The 18572-nt window shown below is 62.7% G+C and carries 19 protein-coding genes; 8 read left to right on the plus strand and 11 right to left on the minus strand.

Annotated elements, in window-relative coordinates; genetic code table 11:
- Positions 1 to 15 precede the first annotated feature (15 nt).
- Positions 16 to 918, minus strand: a complete 903-nt coding sequence (locus ASD01_RS21290; protein WP_034790410.1) for a LysR family transcriptional regulator — start codon at positions 916 to 918, stop codon at positions 16 to 18.
- Between the two features lie 113 nt (positions 919 to 1031).
- Between ASD01_RS21290 and ASD01_RS21295 the strand changes: the two genes are divergently transcribed.
- From ASD01_RS21295 to ASD01_RS21315, 6 genes are all read left to right on the plus strand, one after another.
- Positions 1032 to 1769: an SDR family oxidoreductase gene (locus ASD01_RS21295; RefSeq protein ID WP_060529074.1), complete on the plus strand. Its 738-nt coding sequence runs from the start codon at positions 1032 to 1034 to the stop codon at positions 1767 to 1769.
- 225 nt (positions 1770 to 1994) lie between these two features.
- Entirely contained in the window at positions 1995 to 2276 is a 282-nt protein-coding gene (locus tag ASD01_RS21300; protein WP_060529073.1) for a DoxX family protein, read from the plus strand.
- 339 nt (positions 2277 to 2615) lie between these two features.
- A complete protein-coding gene (locus tag ASD01_RS36220) occupies positions 2616 to 3299 on the plus strand; it encodes an MFS transporter (RefSeq protein ID WP_200953459.1) in 684 nt (227 codons plus the stop codon).
- Positions 3300 to 3351: 52 nt separating this feature from the next.
- The gene (locus tag ASD01_RS36225) at positions 3352 to 3762 is read left to right on the plus strand and encodes an MFS transporter (protein ID WP_200953457.1); all 411 of its coding nucleotides are present in this window, start codon (positions 3352 to 3354) and stop codon (positions 3760 to 3762) included.
- Between the two features lie 265 nt (positions 3763 to 4027).
- Positions 4028 to 5233: an MFS transporter gene (locus ASD01_RS21310; RefSeq protein WP_113187759.1), complete on the plus strand. Its 1206-nt coding sequence runs from the start codon at positions 4028 to 4030 to the stop codon at positions 5231 to 5233.
- Between the two features lie 124 nt (positions 5234 to 5357).
- Positions 5358 to 5996 carry a LysE family translocator gene (locus ASD01_RS21315; RefSeq protein WP_060529072.1) on the plus strand — a complete coding sequence of 213 codons (639 nt, stop codon included), beginning with the start codon at positions 5358 to 5360 and terminating at the stop codon, positions 5994 to 5996.
- Positions 5997 to 6060: 64 nt separating this feature from the next.
- Here ASD01_RS21315 and ASD01_RS21320 read toward each other — a convergent pair whose 3' ends face one another.
- The gene (locus ASD01_RS21320) at positions 6061 to 6546 is read right to left on the minus strand and encodes a hypothetical protein (RefSeq protein ID WP_060529071.1); all 486 of its coding nucleotides are present in this window, start codon (positions 6544 to 6546) and stop codon (positions 6061 to 6063) included.
- Between the two features lie 139 nt (positions 6547 to 6685).
- On the opposite strand from ASD01_RS21320, the gene ASD01_RS21325 reads away from it, so the two are divergent.
- Positions 6686 to 7279 (plus strand): TetR/AcrR family transcriptional regulator, encoded by a 594-nt coding sequence (locus ASD01_RS21325; protein ID WP_051659196.1) that lies wholly within the window; start codon positions 6686 to 6688, stop codon positions 7277 to 7279.
- Between the two features lie 73 nt (positions 7280 to 7352).
- On the opposite strand, the gene ASD01_RS21330 is transcribed toward ASD01_RS21325, so the two are convergent.
- From ASD01_RS21330 to tauA, 9 genes are all read right to left on the minus strand, one after another.
- Entirely contained in the window at positions 7353 to 7781 is a 429-nt protein-coding gene (locus ASD01_RS21330; RefSeq protein ID WP_156623674.1) for a cupredoxin domain-containing protein, read from the minus strand.
- 152 nt (positions 7782 to 7933) lie between these two features.
- Entirely contained in the window at positions 7934 to 8944 is a 1011-nt protein-coding gene (pta, locus tag ASD01_RS21335; protein WP_060529069.1) for a phosphate acetyltransferase, read from the minus strand.
- The gene (locus ASD01_RS21340; protein WP_034790424.1) at positions 8944 to 9981 is read right to left on the minus strand and encodes a YeiH family protein; all 1038 of its coding nucleotides are present in this window, start codon (positions 9979 to 9981) and stop codon (positions 8944 to 8946) included. The genes pta and ASD01_RS21340 overlap by 1 nt, the downstream gene beginning before the upstream one ends.
- Positions 9982 to 10054: 73 nt before the next feature.
- Positions 10055 to 11830 carry a sulfoacetaldehyde acetyltransferase gene (gene xsc, locus ASD01_RS21345; protein WP_060644367.1) on the minus strand — a complete coding sequence of 592 codons (1776 nt, stop codon included), beginning with the start codon at positions 11828 to 11830 and terminating at the stop codon, positions 10055 to 10057.
- A 34-nt stretch (positions 11831 to 11864) separates the two neighbouring features.
- A complete protein-coding gene (locus ASD01_RS21350; RefSeq protein ID WP_060529068.1) occupies positions 11865 to 13265 on the minus strand; it encodes an NAD(P)/FAD-dependent oxidoreductase in 1401 nt (466 codons plus the stop codon).
- An 18-nt stretch (positions 13266 to 13283) separates the two neighbouring features.
- Entirely contained in the window at positions 13284 to 13664 is a 381-nt protein-coding gene (locus ASD01_RS21355; protein WP_156623684.1) for a nuclear transport factor 2 family protein, read from the minus strand.
- Positions 13665 to 13781: 117 nt separating this feature from the next.
- On the minus strand, positions 13782 to 14609 hold the full coding sequence (locus ASD01_RS21360; RefSeq protein WP_034790428.1) for an ABC transporter permease subunit: 828 nt from the start codon (positions 14607 to 14609) through the stop codon (positions 13782 to 13784).
- Positions 14602 to 15414: a taurine ABC transporter ATP-binding protein gene (locus tag ASD01_RS21365; protein WP_034790429.1), complete on the minus strand. Its 813-nt coding sequence runs from the start codon at positions 15412 to 15414 to the stop codon at positions 14602 to 14604. Before ASD01_RS21365 ends, ASD01_RS21360 begins: the two co-directional genes overlap by 8 nt.
- An 83-nt stretch (positions 15415 to 15497) precedes the next feature.
- Positions 15498 to 16514, minus strand: coding sequence for a taurine ABC transporter substrate-binding protein (gene tauA, locus ASD01_RS21370; RefSeq protein WP_034790430.1), 1017 nt, complete (start codon positions 16512 to 16514; stop codon positions 15498 to 15500).
- A 144-nt stretch (positions 16515 to 16658) separates the two neighbouring features.
- On the opposite strand from tauA, the gene pdxR reads away from it, so the two are divergent.
- A complete protein-coding gene (gene pdxR, locus ASD01_RS21375) occupies positions 16659 to 18155 on the plus strand; it encodes a MocR-like pyridoxine biosynthesis transcription factor PdxR (RefSeq protein WP_060521160.1) in 1497 nt (498 codons plus the stop codon).
- The last annotated feature ends 417 nt before the right edge of the window (positions 18156 to 18572 follow it).

Below are 18572 nucleotides of genomic sequence, written 5' to 3' on the forward strand. Positions count from 1 at the left end.
AGCGATCCGAAGCGGCTAAGCGACGATCTCGCGTACGAAGTCGAGAAAGGCGCGGAGTTTTGCAGGCATCAGGTCCGAGCGGCGATAATAGGCATGGAGCGGAAAGGTTTCTTCTGACCAGTCCGGCAGGATCTGGATCAGATCGCCGTCCGACAATTCGTCCCTGACATAGATCTCGAGCAATTGCGCGATCCCCGCGCCGCTGCGGCAGGCGGCAATCAGTGAGCCCGTGTCATTGACCATGACCCGGCCGGTCGCCGCGAACGGTATGGCTTCGCCACGGCTCTGAAACTCCCAGGCGAAGGGGCGCCCGGTCGCCGGGTCGCGGATGAGGACGCATTGGTGCCCGTGCGAAAGATCGGCTGGCACTTGCGGCCTGCCATATTTCTTTAGGTATTGCGCCGACGCGCAGGTGAACACACGCGTTTCCAGCAGCAGCTCCGTATGCATCGAATGGGCGCCAGGCTCGCCGAAGCGTACGGCAACGTCCGTCCCCTCGCCGACAAAATCGCCGATCGAGTCACGCACGAAGATCTCGACCGACAGTTCCGGATAGCGTTCGAGAAAGTCATTGATCCTCGGGGCGAGCACGAAGTGCCCGAAGGTCCCATCGACATTGATCCGCAGCTTGCCACGCACGTGCGTTTTGGTGCCGCCGGCCATGATCGCGGCCTCCTCGATTGCCGAAAGAAGTGGCGCGACGAGTTCATAAAAGCGCCGCCCCTCGTCCGTCAGCGAGATTGCCCGGGCGCTTCGATTGAAAATACGTATGCCGACGCGCTCCTCCAATCGGGCCACTGCGCGGCTGACCGCAGGCTGAGTCAACCCCATTGCTTCACCGGCCCGTGCAAAGCTGCCGGCCTCGACGACTGCTGAAAGCACTCCGATCCCGCTGAGCAAGCGCGCATCAAACGTCATGACAACTCATACTTTCAGTAATTTATCTCCTGCAAATTATGCATTTTTTCTTCTCTCATGCTAGGCGTATCCTCCTCGCGATCAATAGACGGAACACCTGAAAGGCTTGGCACATGAGCAACAGCAACAAGGTCGCGCTGGTTACCGGAGCGTCGCGGGGCATTGGGGCGGAAATCGCCAGGCGCCTCGCCGGTGACGGCTTCAAGATTGTCGTGAACTATGCGGGACGCACTGAGGCGGCCAAGGCGGTCGCGGACGAAATCATCGGCGGCGGTGGCGACGCACGCGTCATTCAAGCGGATGTCAGCGACGCCGGCGCGGTTGCCGCGATGTTCGACACGGCCACGCAAGCCTTCGGCGGGGTGGACGTCGTCGTCAACAGCGCCGGCATCATGAAGCTTGCACCGATTGCCGACGTCACCGACGACGTCGTCGACGATACCATCGCGATAAACCTGAAGGGCGCGTTCAACGTCTGCCGCGAGGCGGCGAAACGACTGCGCAACGACGGCCGGATCATCAACGTCTCGTCGAGCGTGATTGGAATGCGCCTGCCGACCTATGGCATCTACATTGCCACCAAGGCGGCGGTCGAAGGACTGACCCAGGTGCTGGCGCAAGAGATGCGTGGCCGCGGAATTCGCGTGAACGCGATCGCCCCCGGGCCTGTCGCGACGGAGCTGTTCCTGAGCGGAAAGAGCCCTGAACTGCTGGAGCGCATGGCAAAGATGAACCCCCTCGAACGGCTCGCTGACCCCGAGGATATCGCCCGTGTCGTCTCGTTCCTCGCCGGACCGGAAGGCGCGTGGATCAATGGCCAGGTCATCCGGGCAAACGGCGGCATGTGCTGAGCCGCACGCATCTCCTCACAACGAATGCTCATTCATGGAAGGAACTTCCCGTGACACAGGCTACCACGCATGCCATGGTTCTGCCGGATCTGGGAGCAGCACCGGACTTTATCTGATCTTCAACCTCACCGCGGCCTTTGTCGCATTACTTGATGCTGAGGATCACGACGGGTGAAGTCATGAGCTGGTTCGGCTGGGAAAAGCTCTTCAACGGCGACATGCCCCGTGACATCGAGCTTTTCCAGAGTCGGGGCCTCGATCCGGCCGCTCGCCTATCTGACTATCGCCTTGGAGCTTTTCGGCGGTATCGCAATTGCGCTCGGGCTTCTGACCCGCCCCCTCGCCTTCATGCTCTTCATCCAGATGATCGTCATTCTGGTTGTGGTGATGATCCCACGCGGCACGGGCTTTCAGCTTTCGACGGTATGGATCGGCGTCTTTGCCTATCTCAGCGCCCATGGGATCGGACGCTGGGCGCTGGACCGGCCGATTGACCGGCAGGTCTGAGCGTTCCACCGCAGATCATGTGAGGCCAGGGTCTGCCTTGACCACGAGCGCCTGAATGGGCCGGTCGCGCGATAGCGCGGCTGGCCACCCAGCGGTTCGTTTCGGATACCGATCGGGAAGAACTGTTGTGTTCCCTAAACCTCTTTGCTAGAGGTTCCTTGTCGTATTCAGCTTAGGCGAGCATTCATTCGCATCGCCATGACCCGAACCATCGGGGTCCGCAGCGCCGACACTCTCCCCCCCCAAAAAAAACGCTTCGATCCTTCCGGCGCCACGAACGGGCTAGACGTCTTCGCGCGCCGGTTCTCTCCTGCTTCTCAAGCTCAAGGACGATAATCCGTGCCCTCACGCTTCATTTTGCCCACCCTCGCGCTTGCCGTTTTCTTTGTCGGCGCGACCGAGTTCATGCTGTCGGCGATGCTTTCGCCCCTGGCCGTGGCCTTCGAGACGACGCCGGCGCACGCCGCATGGCTCGTCAGCAGCTACGCGCTTTCCTATGCCGTGGCCGCGCCGATCTTCGGCTACCTTTCCGATCGCATAGACCGTCGCCGACTTCTGCTCGTGTCGCTGGTTCTGTTCTCGATTGACGGCCTCGCGCTGACGATCGCGCCGAGCTTCGGGGCAGCGATCGTCCTGCGGGTCTTCGGCGGCCTGGCGTCGGCGGCTCTGATTCCGACGGCCTTTGCCCTGGTGGCAGACATCATCCCCGCGCACCGACAATCCGCCGCGATGATAGGCATGACATCAGGCATCGTCTCGGGGCCGGTCATCGCCGGCGTCCTGACGGAGGCATTCGATTGGCGTGCGCCTTTCCTGGTGACTGCCGCCGGCTGCCTCGACAGTTGCCATAGCCCGGAGTGCGATTCCCGCCCGGGCGGGAAATCCCCCAGTGCCGAAGATGGGGCGTCCTGTCTGGCTCGGCCGTGGCAATTTGATCCGCCCCCTGGCCGCGAAAGGCCTTTGGAACGGAACGGCTGTCGGCGGTTTCCTTCTTGCCGGCGAGGTCCTGCGGCTTCGTTATGACTTCGGCGTTGGGGCCACCGGCGTCTCCATCTCGGCTTTCGGTCTGGGACTCTTGCTTGGCAACCTCGGCGTCGGCCGAGCCGCACGGCTGTTTCGCGGTGACAATCGCACGCTGATCGTTGCGCTGTTCCTCCTGAGTGCGGCGGTCGGCGGCTTCATGCTCAACCCCCTGTCGTTCACGGGAGACCTCGTTTTCCTGACGGCATGGGGCTTTGCCTTGGGGCTCGCCGCACCGACGAGCACCGCCATTCTTGCGAGCCTCGCCGGAGAGGAAAAAGGTCAGGTGCTTTCGCTTTCGGAAAGCCTCAACAACCTGACGATCCTGGCCGTGCTGCCGCTTGCTGCGATGCAGCTCGACGTGACGGGTGCAACTGGAGCGGCGCTGGTCCTTGCCGTATTCCTCGCGATCGGTGTTTTCCTCGCGATCGCGGACCTTGCCACCCGAAAGCCGACAGCGCCGTGAGACCTGTCTCGCGGGGGGAGGCCTGAGTCGGGGCGAACGAGGCGGCGGAGCAAGAACCGCGCCTTGCCGGCAAGCTCCGGGGCGTCCTCAGAGGAAGGTTGGCCAAGAAAGTGCCCGTGCGAGCCTAACCTCCCGCCCCGACAGCTCATTTTTTCGCGCGCAGCGTCATCCGGTGGTTGCCCGCCTATCGGAGGATGCATAAGCTCCCCGCCGCGCGGCATCGCCGCAGGCCGTTTCACGGCATCCTGGAGTCAAGAAATCAACCATGACAGTCGCCATCCCTGCCGTGACACGCCCGAAGACGCATCTGGCCGTCCTGGTCGTTCTCGGGGTCACCCATCTCCTCAACGACCTCATGCAGTCGCTGATCCCGGCCGCCTATCCGATCCTGAAGGACGCCTATGCGCTCGACTTCGTGCAGATCGGCATGATCACCATGACCTTCCAGATTGCCGGGTCTCTGCTGCAGCCGGCGATCGGCATGGTCACGGACAAACACCCCGCCCCCTATTCGCCAGTCGTCGGGATGATGTTCACGCTCTCGGGCCTGGTCAGCCTCGCCCTTGCCGATAGCTATGCCATGATCCTTGTCTCTGTCGCGCTGATCGGCATCGGGTCGTCCATTTTCCACCCGGAAGCCACGCGCATGGCGCGCTATGCCGCCGGCGGCCGGCAGGGATTGGCGCAGGGACTGTTTCAGGTCGGCGGCCAGGCAGGCGGCGCACTCGGTCCGGTTTTTGCCGCGGTGATCATCGTTCCCTGGGGGCAGCCGAGCCTCGCCTGGTTCGCCGCCCTGGCGTTGCTGGCGATGGTGCTTCTCGCGTGGATCGGCGGCAAGCAGCGGGAGATCAGCGCCGCATTCATGGCGCTGCGGGCGGACAGCAAGAGGGCGGGCAGCATCCGCCACGCGCCGGCGACGATTGGCGCCGCTCTGGTGGTCCTGACGCTGCTGATGTTCACCAAGAACGCCTATGGCGAAAGTTTCCGCTCGTTCTACACCTTCTACCTCATGGAGAAGTTCGGCCTCTCCATCCCTTCCGCACAGATGATGTTGTTCATCTTCCTGCTCGCCTCGGCCGCAGGCGCACTGATCGGAGGGATTGTCGGCGATCGCATCGGGCGCTACCGGATCATCTGGATCTCGGTTCTGGGGCCGCTTCCCCTGACGCTGATCCTGCCACATGCCGATCTGTTCTGGACCGGCGTGCTGACGGTGATGATCAACCTGATCATGGCAAGCGCCTTCGCATCGATCCTGATCTACGCCATCGAGCTGTTGCCGAACCGCATCGGGCTTATCGGCGGGCTGTTCTACGGCTTGAACTTCGGTCTCGGCGGCATTGCGGCAGCGCTTCTCGGGATACTGGCCGATAGTTACGGCGTCGAAACGGTCTATTATATCTGCTCGTTCCTTCCGCTTGCGGGGCTTCTCGCGTGGTTCCTCCCGAAGATCGAGGAAGGTCATTCTTGACGAACGTCTCCCACTCTCTCCACGGAGAGAGCGGGAGCGGACATGCCCGATTGTGGGATGACGCAACGCGTTTCATACTCGCCCTGCGTCGACGGCAGCAGCGTTCTAAAGAGAGGATAGTGACATGCATGAACTTGCAATTCTTGCCTCCATCCTGGGCGTCTTCCTGCTTGGAGCCATGAGCCCCGGGCCGAGCTTCATCGTGGTGTCGCGGATCGCGATCGCACGGTCCCGCGCCGATGGATTGATGGCAGCGGTCGGCATGGGCATTGGCGGCTTTTTCTTCGCCTGTATTGCGGTCGCCGGCCTGACGGCGATCCTTCTTCAGGTTGAATGGCTCAACATCCTCCTGAGGCTCGCCGGTGGCGCCTATCTCGCCTGGATCGGCATAAGCATCTGGCGGGCCGCACCGCAGAAGATAATGATTGCCGAGACACCCGCCGACCAGCCGAGCACGCTCTGGAAATCCCTGCTGCGGGGGCTCTTCGTTCAGATCTCCAACCCGAAGACGGCGATCTTCTACGCCTCGATGTTCGCCGCGCTGTTGCCGTCGCCGGCGCCTACCTGGATGCTTCTCGCCCTGCCCCCGCTGCTCTTCATCAACGAGTTCGCGTGGTACGCAATCGTCGCCCTCGGCTTTTCCTCCCACGGCCCGCGGGTCGTCTACCTGCGCTCCAAGACCTGGATCGACCGCGCCGCCGGCGCCGTGGTGGGCGCACTCGGGCTGAAGCTGATGACGGATAGCGCACGAACAATCGCCTGACGGCGCTTGTTCGCAGCGTTGCCTTATCCGAACGACCGGCGCGGCCGCCGGCACCTAAATCCGATCACCGGACGGGACGCCGCAACAGGGCGAGCGTATTCAGCGCGGTGATGACGGCGAGCGGGAATTGGGCGATCCCCGTCAATTCAAAAAGCAAATTATCCGGCAACCGGTACACGGGCTCGGGAAACAGGGACCGTGCTGCATCTGTTCCGAAGCCGAAATAGGCGGCGTTCTTGACCACATGGTTCCAGCCTCCCTCGTAGATGCCGATCATTGCGACCGGAAAGGCGAGCACGACAAGGGCGGCCAGCCAGGTCGCGACACGTCCAGCTGTGGTCCCGCTCCTCGACCGGCCAACGAACAGGGCGGCCACAATGACTATTGCCGCCGGCACGGCCAACTGGACGATATGGAGACGCCACGGTGTTTTATAGATGTAGGCGCCATAGGCGTGATGCACGCTCGTCAGGGTGAGCAGGAAAAGCGCGCAGGCACCCGCTTTTCGAAATGGGGAAGAGAGAGGGGACGTTGCAGAAAGCGCAACCATGGCTGTTCCTCGATGTTGACTAGACGACATTCGGCTAGCACGATCCGGAACACGGTGTTCGGAAGTTGCGAAACAGAAGGGCGCCTCGTGTACCGAATGGGACTGCAACGCGCGCTCGTTCGGAAAAAGGAGAACAAACTTGCCGATCGATCGACGCGTGGCCCGAACGCGCACGGCGCTCTGTGAAGCTCTTCTCGCCTTGATACGCCGCAAGCACTACGAACTGATCACCGTCGAAGACATCCTGACCGAGGCGAATATCGGGCGGTCGACGTTCTATGCGCACTTCACGTCGAAAGACGACCTTCTGAAACGCAGTCTGGAGCGTCTGCGCGATCTGCTGGTGACTGCAAAAGACAAGACGATCTCATCGCCACGCGAGCGGGAGCGAGAAGAGGCGTGGGATCCCAGCCGCGCCTTGTTCGAGCATGTCGCCGAACACGCGGACATCCAGGTCGCACTTGCCGGCGGACGCGGAGGCGGCATCGTTCGCGATGCGGTTGACGGGGTGCTTGCGGAGGTCCTTCGCCAGTCGCTCCCCGCCACGATGCATGCCGCTCTTCCGCGTGACCTCGTGATCCGTCACATGGTCTCCACGTTCAACGCCGTTCTGCGCTGGTGGCTGGAGGAGCGACCGGAAATGCCTCCCCGGGAAGTCGACGCTGCGTTCCGAAAACTTGTACTTGATGGCCTGCCGCCGGAGACATGCCGGCCCTTCATCATGACGTCGTGACCGACAGCCTGCGCGGCAACCGAGCTTTGCTCCGCCGCGAACACGAAGGTTTCGCTGCGAGAAGATCGTGCTCCTAGTTGGCGCACAGCATTCGGGCGTCGAAAGCGCTTTGCTCTTTGTTGAAGCGCACTGCGATGGCCTTCTTCAAACCATCAGGGTGCACTTGAAGCACGCCGTCGGCCTGGCCGGTTTCGGCAGGCGTCTCGATCTGCCGATAATTCACGAGGCCGGGCACGAGATCTACCTGCTCGACATAGCCCGGTACTTCGAAGCTATAGACGATGTCCGTCGAGACGAGTTCGAGGTTCACCACCGCGCCGGCGGGAAGCGTGAACCGAGCGCCAACGGCGCATTGGACGGTGGGATCATCTACGAGACGTTGGCCTGGCTTGCGGTATTCGAGCGTGAGCGCGCCCTTATCCGCCCTCAATAGGATCGTGAGATCATCGTCAGGCGACGCGGCCTCCTCTGCTGTTGCCATACCCGACGATACGAAGGCCATGGTAAGAAAGACGATGATCCTTGACGCCCAAGTCATTGTTCGGTCTCTCCTTTAGGTCGACAGTCGATGGACCGCCGATGGTCCAATTCGACCCAAAGGTGATAGCTTTGCAAGGCTCAACCGGCAAGGCGGTTCGCTGTCACTTGCGCTACTTAGCCGGCCGACTTCCTGTCCGACGCCTGAACGACTGTGACGGCGATCATGTGGAAGACGTCGTCGGCGTTGCAGCCGCGCGAGAGATCGTTGGCAGGCTTCGCAAGCCCCTGCAGGATCGGGCCGATGGCGGTGGCGCCGCCGATGCGCTGGGCGATCTTGTAGCCGATGTTTGCCGCGTCGAGGTTGGGGAAGACAAAGACATTGGCCTCGCCATGCAGCGCCGATTGCGGCGCCTTTGCCGCGCTGACGGCCTCGACAAAAGCGGTGTCGAATTGCAATTCCCCGTCGATCACCAATCCCGGCGCTGAGGCATGGGCCAGGCGCGTCGCCTCCACCACCTTCGAAACGCGCTCATGCGCGGCACTGCCGGCCGTCGAGAACGAGAGCATCGCCACCTTCGCCGGTTTGCCGGAGAGCGCCTCGTAGGAGCGTGCCGAGGTCACGGCGATATCGGCAAGGCCGGTGGCGTCAGGATCCACAACCAACCCGCAATCGGCGAAAACGAAGGCGCCCTTCTTTTCGTGGTGCGGCGCGCAGAGCATCATCAGGAAGAAGCTCGACACCAGTCCGACATCCGGTGCCCGGCCGATGGTCTGGAGTGCGGCGCGCACGGTATCGGCGGTGGTGGCGACAGCGCCCCCGACCGTTCCGTCTGCCTGATCCTCGCGGACCATCATGGCCGCAAAGACAAGAGGCGAGCGTACGGCTGCTGCCGCGGCCGCTTCGTCGACACCTTTGCTACGACGGAGATCGTGGTAGGCAACGGCAAGGTGCTCAGTCAGCGCAGACGAAGTCGGATCCTCGATGCGGATTTCGTCTGGTGCGCCGCCGGCGGCGTGCAACTCCTCCGCGACGATTTTCCTGTCGCCGACGAGCGTGATCTTGGCGATACCGGCGCGCACGGCGCGCAAGGCGCCTTCGACGATGCGTGGGTCTTCGCCCTCGGCGAGCACGATATGGCGCGGGGCGGCTTTAGCGGCCTCGATAATGCGATCGAGCGGTTTCATCAGGCGTGCCCCAGATAGTGAATGCCGACGAGGATGAAGAGAGCGATAAAGACGGTTTCGGCGACGATCAGCGCGACGGCGTCGCCACCGACATCGAGCACGCGGCGAAGCGACGTGCGCATGCCGACGGCGACGATGCCGGCAAGCAGCGCCCAGCGCGACGTTTCCATGCCGGCCTTGGCCACCAGTTCCGGCACGAAACCGAAGGAATTCAGCGCTGCAAAGATCAGGAAGGCGACGACGAAGCCGGGCAAGAGCGGCGGGCGCTTACCGGTCTCTCCCTCAGGCTGCGGTACTTTGCGCAGTGACAGCGAAAAGATGAGCACGACCGGCGCCAGCATGGTGACGCGGATCAGCTTGACGAGCGTCGCCGTTTCGCCCGCCTCCGGCGAGACCGAGAAGCCTGCGCCGACGACCTGCGCGACGTCATGGATGGTGCCACCGAAGAAGATGCCCGTGGCGCGCGCGTCGAGCCCCATGGTCTGGGCGAGGATCGGATAGGCAATCATCGCAAGTGTCGAGAGCACGGTGACCGAAAGCACGGTGAAGATCAGGTTGCGCTCGGAAAATTCGTTCTTTGGAAGAACGGCTGCGATCGCCATCGCTGCAGACGCTCCGCAGATTGCGACCGAACCGCTGGTGATAAGCGCTAGCCGCCAGCCACGCCCGAGAAGCTTTGCGGCAAGCAGGCCGAAGCCGATGGTCGCGGCGATGGCTGAGATGAGGAGCAGGATCGTGCTTGCGCCAAGCCCGATGAGGAGGTCGACGCTGATGCGCATGCCGAGCAGCGCCACACCGATGCGCAGCACTTTCTTGGCACAGAAATCGATGCCGGCGACGCAACGCCCTTCCTCGGACAGAAAGTGAAAGGCGATGCCGAGCAGGAGCGCCATGAGCATGGCCGGCGCGCCGTAGTGGTCGGAAAGGAATTGGGCAGCGACGGCTACCGCCGCGGTAACGGCAAAGCCAGGCCAGTAGGCCGCAAAGCCGGAGGGTACGCTTCGGAAGCGTTCGTGGACGGAGGCGACGAAGGTCATGGTTCTGTTCCGGTCATCTGCGGGTGGCTTCGCCCCGCCCGGGGTACCGGGCGGGGCTTGACGTAATCGAGGATCAGGCCCGCTTCTGGGGGCGCATGTCGGCGCGATCGATACCGGCAACGGGCACCGGCTTCTTCATCGCGTCGCGGCGGAAGGGTTCGCCGAGCTCCTGGTTGAGGATGACTTCGATGAAGGTTGTCACGCCCTTCTTCTGGTCGGCGATCGCAGTAGACAGCGCCTCAGTCAGCGCCGCCGTCGTATTAACGGCAACACCCTTCAGGCCGCAGCCTTCAGCCACCTTGGCGTAGGAGAGGTTGGGGTTGAGCTCCGTGCCGACGAAGTTGTTGGCGTACCAGAGCGTCGTGTTGCGCTTTTCGGCACCCCATTGGTAGTTGCGGAAGATCACCATCGTTATCGCCGGCCATCCCTCGCGGCCGATCGAGCCCATCTCGTTCATCGAGATGCCGAAGGCACCGTCACCGGCAAAACCGACCACTGGCACATCAGGGCAACCGATCTTGGCGCCGACGATCGACGGGAAACCGTAGCCGCAGGGGCCGAACATGCCCGGCGCCAGATATTTGCGGCCCGCTTCGAAGGTCGGATAGGCATTGCCGATCGCGCAGTTGTTGCCGATGTCGGTGGAGATGATCGCTTCCTTCGGCAGGGCCGCCTGGATCGCACGCCAGGCCTGGCGCGGTGACATGCGGTTCGGCTCGCGCGAGCGTGCGCTTTCGTTCCATTCCGTGCCCGGATCATCGTCCTCGTGATCCATCGAGGAGAGTTGCTGCTGCCAGGCCGAGCGGGTCTGGTGGATCGCGGCCTTGCGCTCCTCGCGGCCGGCATCGCCGGCAGACGGCGAGAGCAGCTCCAGGATCTGGCGGGCGACCTGCTTGGCATCGCCGCAGATGCCGACCGACACCTTCTTGGTAAGCCCGATCCGGTCGGCGTTGATGTCGACCTGGATGATCGAGGCGTTCTTCGGCCAGTAGTCGATGCCGTAGCCCGGAAGCGTCGAGAACGGATTGAGCCTCGTGCCGAGCGCCAAGACAACATCGGCCTTGGAGATCAGCTCCATCGCAGCCTTCGAGCCGTTGTAGCCGAGCGGGCCGACCGACAGGCGATGGCTCCCCGGGAAGGCGTCATTGTGCTGGTAGCCGCAGCAGACTGGCGCGTCGAGACGCTCGGCGAGCTTCATGGAATCGGAGATGGCATTGCTGATGACGACGCCGGCGCCGTTGAGAATGACCGGGAATTTTGCCTCGGACAAAAGCTTGGCCGCTTCGGCAATCGCCTGCGGGCCACCAGCCGGGCGCTCGAAGCGAACGATCGCCGGCAAGTCGACGTCAATCACCTGCGTCCAGTAGTCGCGCGGAATGTTGATCTGCGCCGGCGCACAGCCGCGCCAGGCCTTTTCGATCACCCGGTTGAGGACTTCAGGGATACGCGAGGGATCGCGTACTTCTTCCTGGTAGCAGACCATCTCCTCGAACATCGCCATCTGGTCGACTTCCTGGAAACCGCCCTGCCCGATCGTCTTGTTGGCCGCCTGCGGCGTGACCATCAGAAGCGGCGTGTGGTTCCAGTAGGCGGTCTTGATCGCGGTGATGAAGCCGGTGACGCCGGGGCCGTTCTGGCCGATCGCGACCGACATCGTGCCCGTGGCGCGGCTGAAGCCGTCGGCCATCATGCCGGCATTGGTCTCATGGGCGCAGTCCCAGAATTTGATGCCGGCCTTCGGGAACAGGTCCGACACCGGCATCATGGCCGAGCCGATGATGCCGAAGGCATGTTCGAGGCCATGCATCTGAAGAACTTTGACGAAGGCTTCCTCGGTGGTCATTTTCATGGGGTGGTTCCTTTCCTGGTATTATTTCAGAGAGTTAGAGGATCTCGTCACGGAGGTAGTACCAGCGGTACATTCCCCATTGGCCGAGCCGTCGGAACGGCGTCAGAAGCCCGTGGCCCGGCAGAGGCGAAGTGAAGATGGGAAGGTCGAGGCCGCCGCCTTTGCCGGCGACCATCTGGGCCATGCGACGGCCGGCCTGGGCGGAATACATCACGCCGTTGCCGCCATAGCCCATGGCGTAGAACAGCCTCTGGCTCCGGTCCGGCTGGAAGATGCGCGGCATCATGTCGTGGCTGACATCCACCCACCCCCACCAGGAGTAGTCGATGTCGATGCCGCGGAGTGCCGGGAACTTGCGGTAGAGACCGGCAAGCAGAAGCTCGAGATGCTTCGGATTGCTCGCGTCGCGTCCGGTGATGGCGCTGCGGCTGCCGATCTGCACCCGGCCATCCGGCAGCATGCGATAGTAGTGACGCAGCGTCCGCGTATCAGTGAGCGGGATGCGCGCCTTGAAGTTCAGCGCCTTCTGCTCGCTTTCCGTCAGCGGCCGAGTGACGATCGAGTTCGACAGGATCGGCATCAGTCGGTGGCGGGTGAGCGCGTTCATGCCGGGTGACGTGTAGCCGGCCGTCGCAATGCAGACGGCACGCGCCCGCACCGTTCCGCCAGGCGTCGTCAGGTAATGCATGCCGCCCTTGGCGGTGCAATCAAGTACCGGGCTCGACGTATGCACCTTTGCCCCCAGCTTGCGGGCAAGCCTGAGGTAACCGAAGGCGAGCTTGGCGGCATGGATGCCCATGCCATCGGGCTCATACATCGCCCCGCGGGCTTCCTCGTCGCGAACGAAATCGCGGTGGATCTCGTCGCGCGAGACCATGCGGGCGCGATAGCTGAAGGTATCGTTGAGGACGCGGACCTCGCTTTGCAACGCCGGCAGCATCTTGTCGCGGTGGGCGATATAGAGATGGCCGCCATCCTGCGGATCGCAGTCGATTTCGGGCTCGCGGACGAGAGAGCGAAAGAGGTCGAATCCCTCGGAAATCTCCGCATGCATCTTGCGGGCAACGTCCACGCCCCAGCGGGCGATCCATTGCGAGCGCTTCAGGCGGCCGGCAGAAATCTGTGCCTGCCCGCCGTTGCGGGTGCTGCAGCCCCAGGCGACGCCATTGGCCTCCAGAACCGTTGCCTTGATGCCGTGCTCGCGCGCCAGATGAATGGCGCAGGAGAGACCGGTATAGCCGGACCCGATGATCGCAACATCGACATCGATATCGCCCGTGATCGGACCGTCGTCCTCCGGTTCGGGACCGGCAGTGCCGATCCAGTAGGTCGGCGCATAGTCCTTGCCCGTGCCGGGGCTGCGGGCATGGTTGGGGTCATAGGCCGGGTCAAACGGCTCTCTTTCTGGCTTCAAGGGTGTGGCGCGCAGTTGCATGGCTCTAGCTCCAGGCCATCAGTAGCGGGGTTGCAGGACCGGGCGGTTCTTGCGGAACGCCTGCTTGCGCACGATCTTGCCGTTGCGGAAGGTGAAGAGGTCGCAGCCTTCTGCCTCGATGCGGCTGCCGTCGGCAGCCGTGCCGGAGAAGGTCCACTCGGACACGCCGCGATCGCCTTCGACGAAGTGGCTGTGGTCGCCCCATTCGGCGTCCGGCATCGATTTCCAGACCCCGCTGAAGGCATCTGCGATCGGACCGGTGCCGACGAAACGGTTGCCGTAGACCTCCGGGCCGCCGACGGCGTTGAATACGCAATCTTCGGCGAAGAAGTGCATGACCCCGTCGATGTCATGCCGGTTGAAGGCATCGAACAAGGTTTTGAGATCGGTTGCCGTCAGTGTCATGGTCCTGTCCTTTGTCTTGGTCGTAAGGCATGGCTTCGCCGGAGACGGGAAAGGCCGTCTTCAAAAGGCCGCCAGGCCGTATTCAGTTGAAGTGTCGGAGGTAGCCGCCGGTTAGAGGCGGCCCTTCCAGGGGATCAGCGCCTTTTCGAGGTAGCGGATCAGAAGATCGAAGGCGAAGGCGAAGATGCCGATGATGAAGATGCCCATGATCACCGTGTCGCTTTCGAGGTTTTCGGCGGCATTCAAAACCATGAAGCCGAGGCCTCGGTTGGCCGCCACCATTTCGGCGGCAACCAGGGTGGTCCAGCCGACGCCGATGCCGATGCGCATGCCGGTGAAGATCTCCGGCAAGGCGGCCTTCATGATCACCTGACTGATGACCTGCCCGCGGGTGGCGCCCATCGCATAGGCAGCGTGGATCTGTTCCGTCGAGACCGAACGCACCCCTGCCCTTGCGGCAATTGCCATCGGCGCAAAGATCGCCAGATAGATCAGGAACACCTTCGGGAACTCACCGATGCCGAGCCAGATGATGACGAGCGGCAGGTAGGCGAGCGGCGGCAACGGCCGGTAGAATTCGATGATCGGATCGAACAGGCCGCGCACGAAGCGATTGACGCCCATGAGCACGCCAATCGGCACGGCGGTCAGCAGCGCCAGCAGGAAAGCGCCGAACACGCGGCCGATACTGGCAAGCGTGTGCTGCATCAGCGTCGAGTTCGAAACACCGTCGGTCATCGCCAGCATGAACTTGTCCCAGACCGCCAGCGGCGACGGCAGGAACAGCGGCTTGACCCAGCCGCCTTCGGTCACGAGGAACCAGAGAGCGACGATGACGACCGTCGTCGAAAAGCTGATGAGGCCGCTGCTGCCTTCACCGGGCGCGCCGAAGATCTTGCCGGCCTTTACGGGCTTGGCGCGTGTCACTCTGTCAAGCATGGGCCACCTCCGGGTTGCCGGACGCACGTTCGTCGCCATAAATGATGCCGAGCACTTCTTCGCGCATGCGGATGAATTCCGGGCTGGATTTGATTGCGCGCGCATTGCCCTCGGCGAGGAACCGCTTGTTGAAATTGAGCTCGTAGGTGTGGGTGATGCGGCCCGGGCGCGGCGACATGACGATCAGCCGCGAGCCGAGGAACAACGCTTCTTCCACACTGTGGGTGATGAAGAAGAACATCTTGTTGGTGAGCTGCCAGACCTTGAGCAGCAGCTCCTGGATGGTCTCGCGTGTCAGCGCGTCGAGTGCTGCCATCGGTTCGTCCATCAGGAGCATCGCGGGATCGCAGGTCAGCGCCCTTGCGATGCCAACACGTTGCTGCATGCCGCCTGAGAGGTGATAGATCATGTGGCGGTGGAAGTCCTGAAGGCCGACCAGAGCTAGGTTCTTGGTGGCAAGATCCCGCCGGGTCGCCTTGTCGACGCCGCGCAGCTTGAGGCCGAACTCGGTATTCTCGATGACGTTCAGCCACGGCAGAAGCGCGTGCTTCTGGAAGACAACGCCGCGCTCGGCGCCAGGTCCGTTGACCTGGTGGTTGCCAAGGGTGATGTCGCCTTCCGACGGGGCCATGAAGCCCGCCATCAGGTTGAGCAGCGTCGTCTTTCCGCAGCCCGATGCGCCCAGCGCAACGACGAAGTCTCCGCTGTTGATGGTAAGGTTGACGCCTTTCAAGGCGATGATTGCCTGGTCCGAATAGAGGCCCGGGTAGGTCAGACTGATGTTTCTGACGCTCAATGTTTCCATGAGAAATGCCTCCCTGCACCTCGGTCACGGTCTATGGTGGTGCGCCGGCCGCTCCTCAACGGCCGGGCAATCGACAGATTAGCCTATTGTGCGGCCGCCTTGGCAAAGTCGGCGTTCACATAAGGCGCGTAGTCGTCGAGCGACTGGCTGATCTGCTTCTGCTCGACGAGGAACTTGGCGCTTTCGGTCAGTGCACGCGTGGCGCCGCCGCCGAGCCAGACCTCGGAGGCCTGCTCATCCGCATTCGGGAACGAAAGCAGGCGCAAGGCTTCGACGGTGCTCGGGCCATCGCCGCCGATCAGCTTGACGATGCCTTCCACTTGTGGCGACTCCTCCGTCCACGCCGCCTTGTTGGCGTTGTAGTCGGCATAAGCGTCCGCCAGAACCTTGGTGAAGGCTTCCATCAGCTTCGGATTCTCCGAGGCCCAGGCCTTGTCGACCACCAGCCCGTCGAAGGTCGGCACGCTAGCCGCGCCAATCACCTCGGAATCCGAGATCGTCTTGCCGGTCTTCTGGATTTCCGAGAGCGCCGGCGGCCAGACATAGGCGGCGTCGATATCGCCACGCTGCCAGGCGGCAACGATCTGCGGCGGCTTCAGGTTGAGGATTTCCACCTCGCGCGGATCGACGTTCCAGACCTTGTTCATACCGACCAGCAAGTGAAAATGCGACGTCGAGACGAAAGGCACGGCGACCTTCTTGCCCTTGAGATCGGCCGGCGTCTCGATGCCCGAGCCCTCGCGGGCGACCAGCGCTTCCGACTGGCCGATATTGTCGAGGATCCAGAAGAGCTGCAGTTCGACGCCGCGCGTCGCGGCAGCCGCAGTACCGGTCGAACCGAGAACGCCGATCGGCACGTCACCGGAGGCAAGCGCCGTAGTGATGTCGCCGGCCGAGCTGAACTGGCGCCAGTCTATCGAATAGCCGGCCTCCTTGGCGGCTGCATCGAAACGGCCATCGGCGATCGCAGCCACGAACGGGCCGACGATCTGCTGATAGCCGACGACGAGTTTCGTTTCGGCATAAGCGACGCCGGATGCGGCCAGGCTCGCGACAATGCTGGCGGCTGCGGCCAGTCGTCTGAAATGTCCATGTAGCATTTGTCTTCCTCCTCTTTGTTTATTCGCTGACCGTTTCTCCGGTCTTGCTGATGACGATAAGGCCGAGATCCGGCTTGCGTTATATCCAGTCTGGAAGTTGAATAGATCCAGTTTAACGCCGTCGGGGGAGCAGGCGTCGTGCAGATGAACGTTTCCGAAACCATTTTTTTTATCGATCGCGACAGTGGGATCGGCTTGCAGGCGCAGTTGCGCGAGACGGTCGTTTCGGCAGTGCTCGCCGGAAGGGTGCAGCCGCGCGCGCATCTGCCATCCAGCCGCAAGCTCGCCGACTATCTGCGCATATCGCGCATCACGGTGACACTCGCCTATCAGGAACTGATCAATCAGGGCTATGTCGAGGCGGTTAACCGCAGCTCCTATCGCATCTCCGGCAATCCGCCGGGCATGGATGTGGAAGGGGAGCGCCCATCCGCCGGCTCCAATCCGATCGACTGGAGCCGCAAGATCAAGATGAGCTTTGGCGTCGTGCGCCAGGTCGCCAAGCCGCTGGACTGGCGGCGCTATCCATTCCCCTTCCTCTATGGCCAGATGGACCCGACACTGTTCGATCTCAATGCCTGGCGCGACTGCGCCCGGCGGGCATTGGCGCGAGAGGATTTCGTGCTGATGGCGAGCGACTTTGCCGCGGCCGACGATGTGCGGCTGGTCAACTACATCTGCTCGCGCACACTGCCGCGCCGGGGCATCCACGCCACGCCGGACGAAATCCTCGTCACCGTCGGGGCGCAGAATGCGCTCTGGATCGTGACCCGTCTGATCCTGGAGAAGGGCTCCGCCGCCGTCTGCGAAAACCCCTGCCATCCCGATATCAGCGCCTCGCTGCTGTTGAGCGGCGCCGACGTCACCACCGTCGATGTCGATGTCGAGGGCCTGTCACCGGATGCCTTGCCGGAAAACGTCGATGCCGTCTTCGTGACCCCGAGCCACCACTCGCCGACCGGCGCGACTATGCCGGTGGATCGGCGAACGCAACTGCTGCAGGCTGCGGAAGAAAGAGATTTCGTGATCGTCGAGGACGATTACGAGTTCGAGATCAGCTACCTCGCTCCGCCTTCCCCGGCGCTGAAGGCGCTCGATCCGTCAGGCCGGGTGCTCTACATCGGCAGCTTCTCGAAATCGCTTTTTCCCGGGCTTCGGCTCGGCTACCTCGTGGCGCCAGCCCCCTTCATTCGCGAGGCGCGTGCGCTTCGCTCGCTGATGTTGCGCCACCCGCCCGGACACCTTCAGCGCACCGCAGCCTATTTCCTGGCGCTCGGCCATTATGACGCCGTGCTCCACCGGATGCGGACCGAATATCACAAGCGCCACGTAATCATGGCCGAGTCACTGCGTAGGGCGAACCTGAAAGTCGCAGGCTCCTCGACCTTCGGCGGCACGTCCTTCTGGATGGAGGGACCGGAAGGGCTCGATGCCGACCGGCTGGTCAGCGAATTGCGGCAGGACGGCGTGCTGGTCGAATCCGGCTCGCCCTTCTTCCCCAGAAGCGACCAGCCCTGCCGCTACTTCCGCATGGGATATTCGTCCATTCCAAGCACAAGCATTGCCGAGGGCGTCGCCCGGGTTCGCGCCCGCATCGACAGTCTTTGCGGCGGCAGCGAGCAGGCCTCCGTGGCGAAGTGACAGGTTGACCGCTTGTGACTTTCCCTATCGAGCTGGCCGTAGCGTACCTTGGGCTAAGGCGTCCTCTCCATTGCCCGGAATGTTGCTCGCGCCTGAGCCGATCAATCGGTCATTTGGATTGTCGCCATAAGCGTATTCAAGATTGTCGACAAAGGCGTTGACAAATACTTTTGGCGTGCGATGGTGCCGCTTAGCAGCAACGAGCTAGGGAGGAGCAGGTTGATGCAAGGGCTCCAGAAGACCGCGTACTCGCACGACTTTTCGCAATGCCGCACGCACGAGCCCGCACCGCCGGGCCGGCTCGCCTGACATCTCCTCATTCGATCGCCATTGCGGCGTCCAACACTGGACTCGGGTTTCTGAACCGCCTCCATGAAGCGGCGGAGAGGTATGCCCCTGTTCGAGTTGATGCTTGGC

It is taken from the genome of Ensifer sp. Root423 (genome assembly GCF_001426275.1).
Classification (GTDB): Bacteria; Pseudomonadota; Alphaproteobacteria; order Rhizobiales; family Rhizobiaceae; genus Ensifer; species Ensifer adhaerens.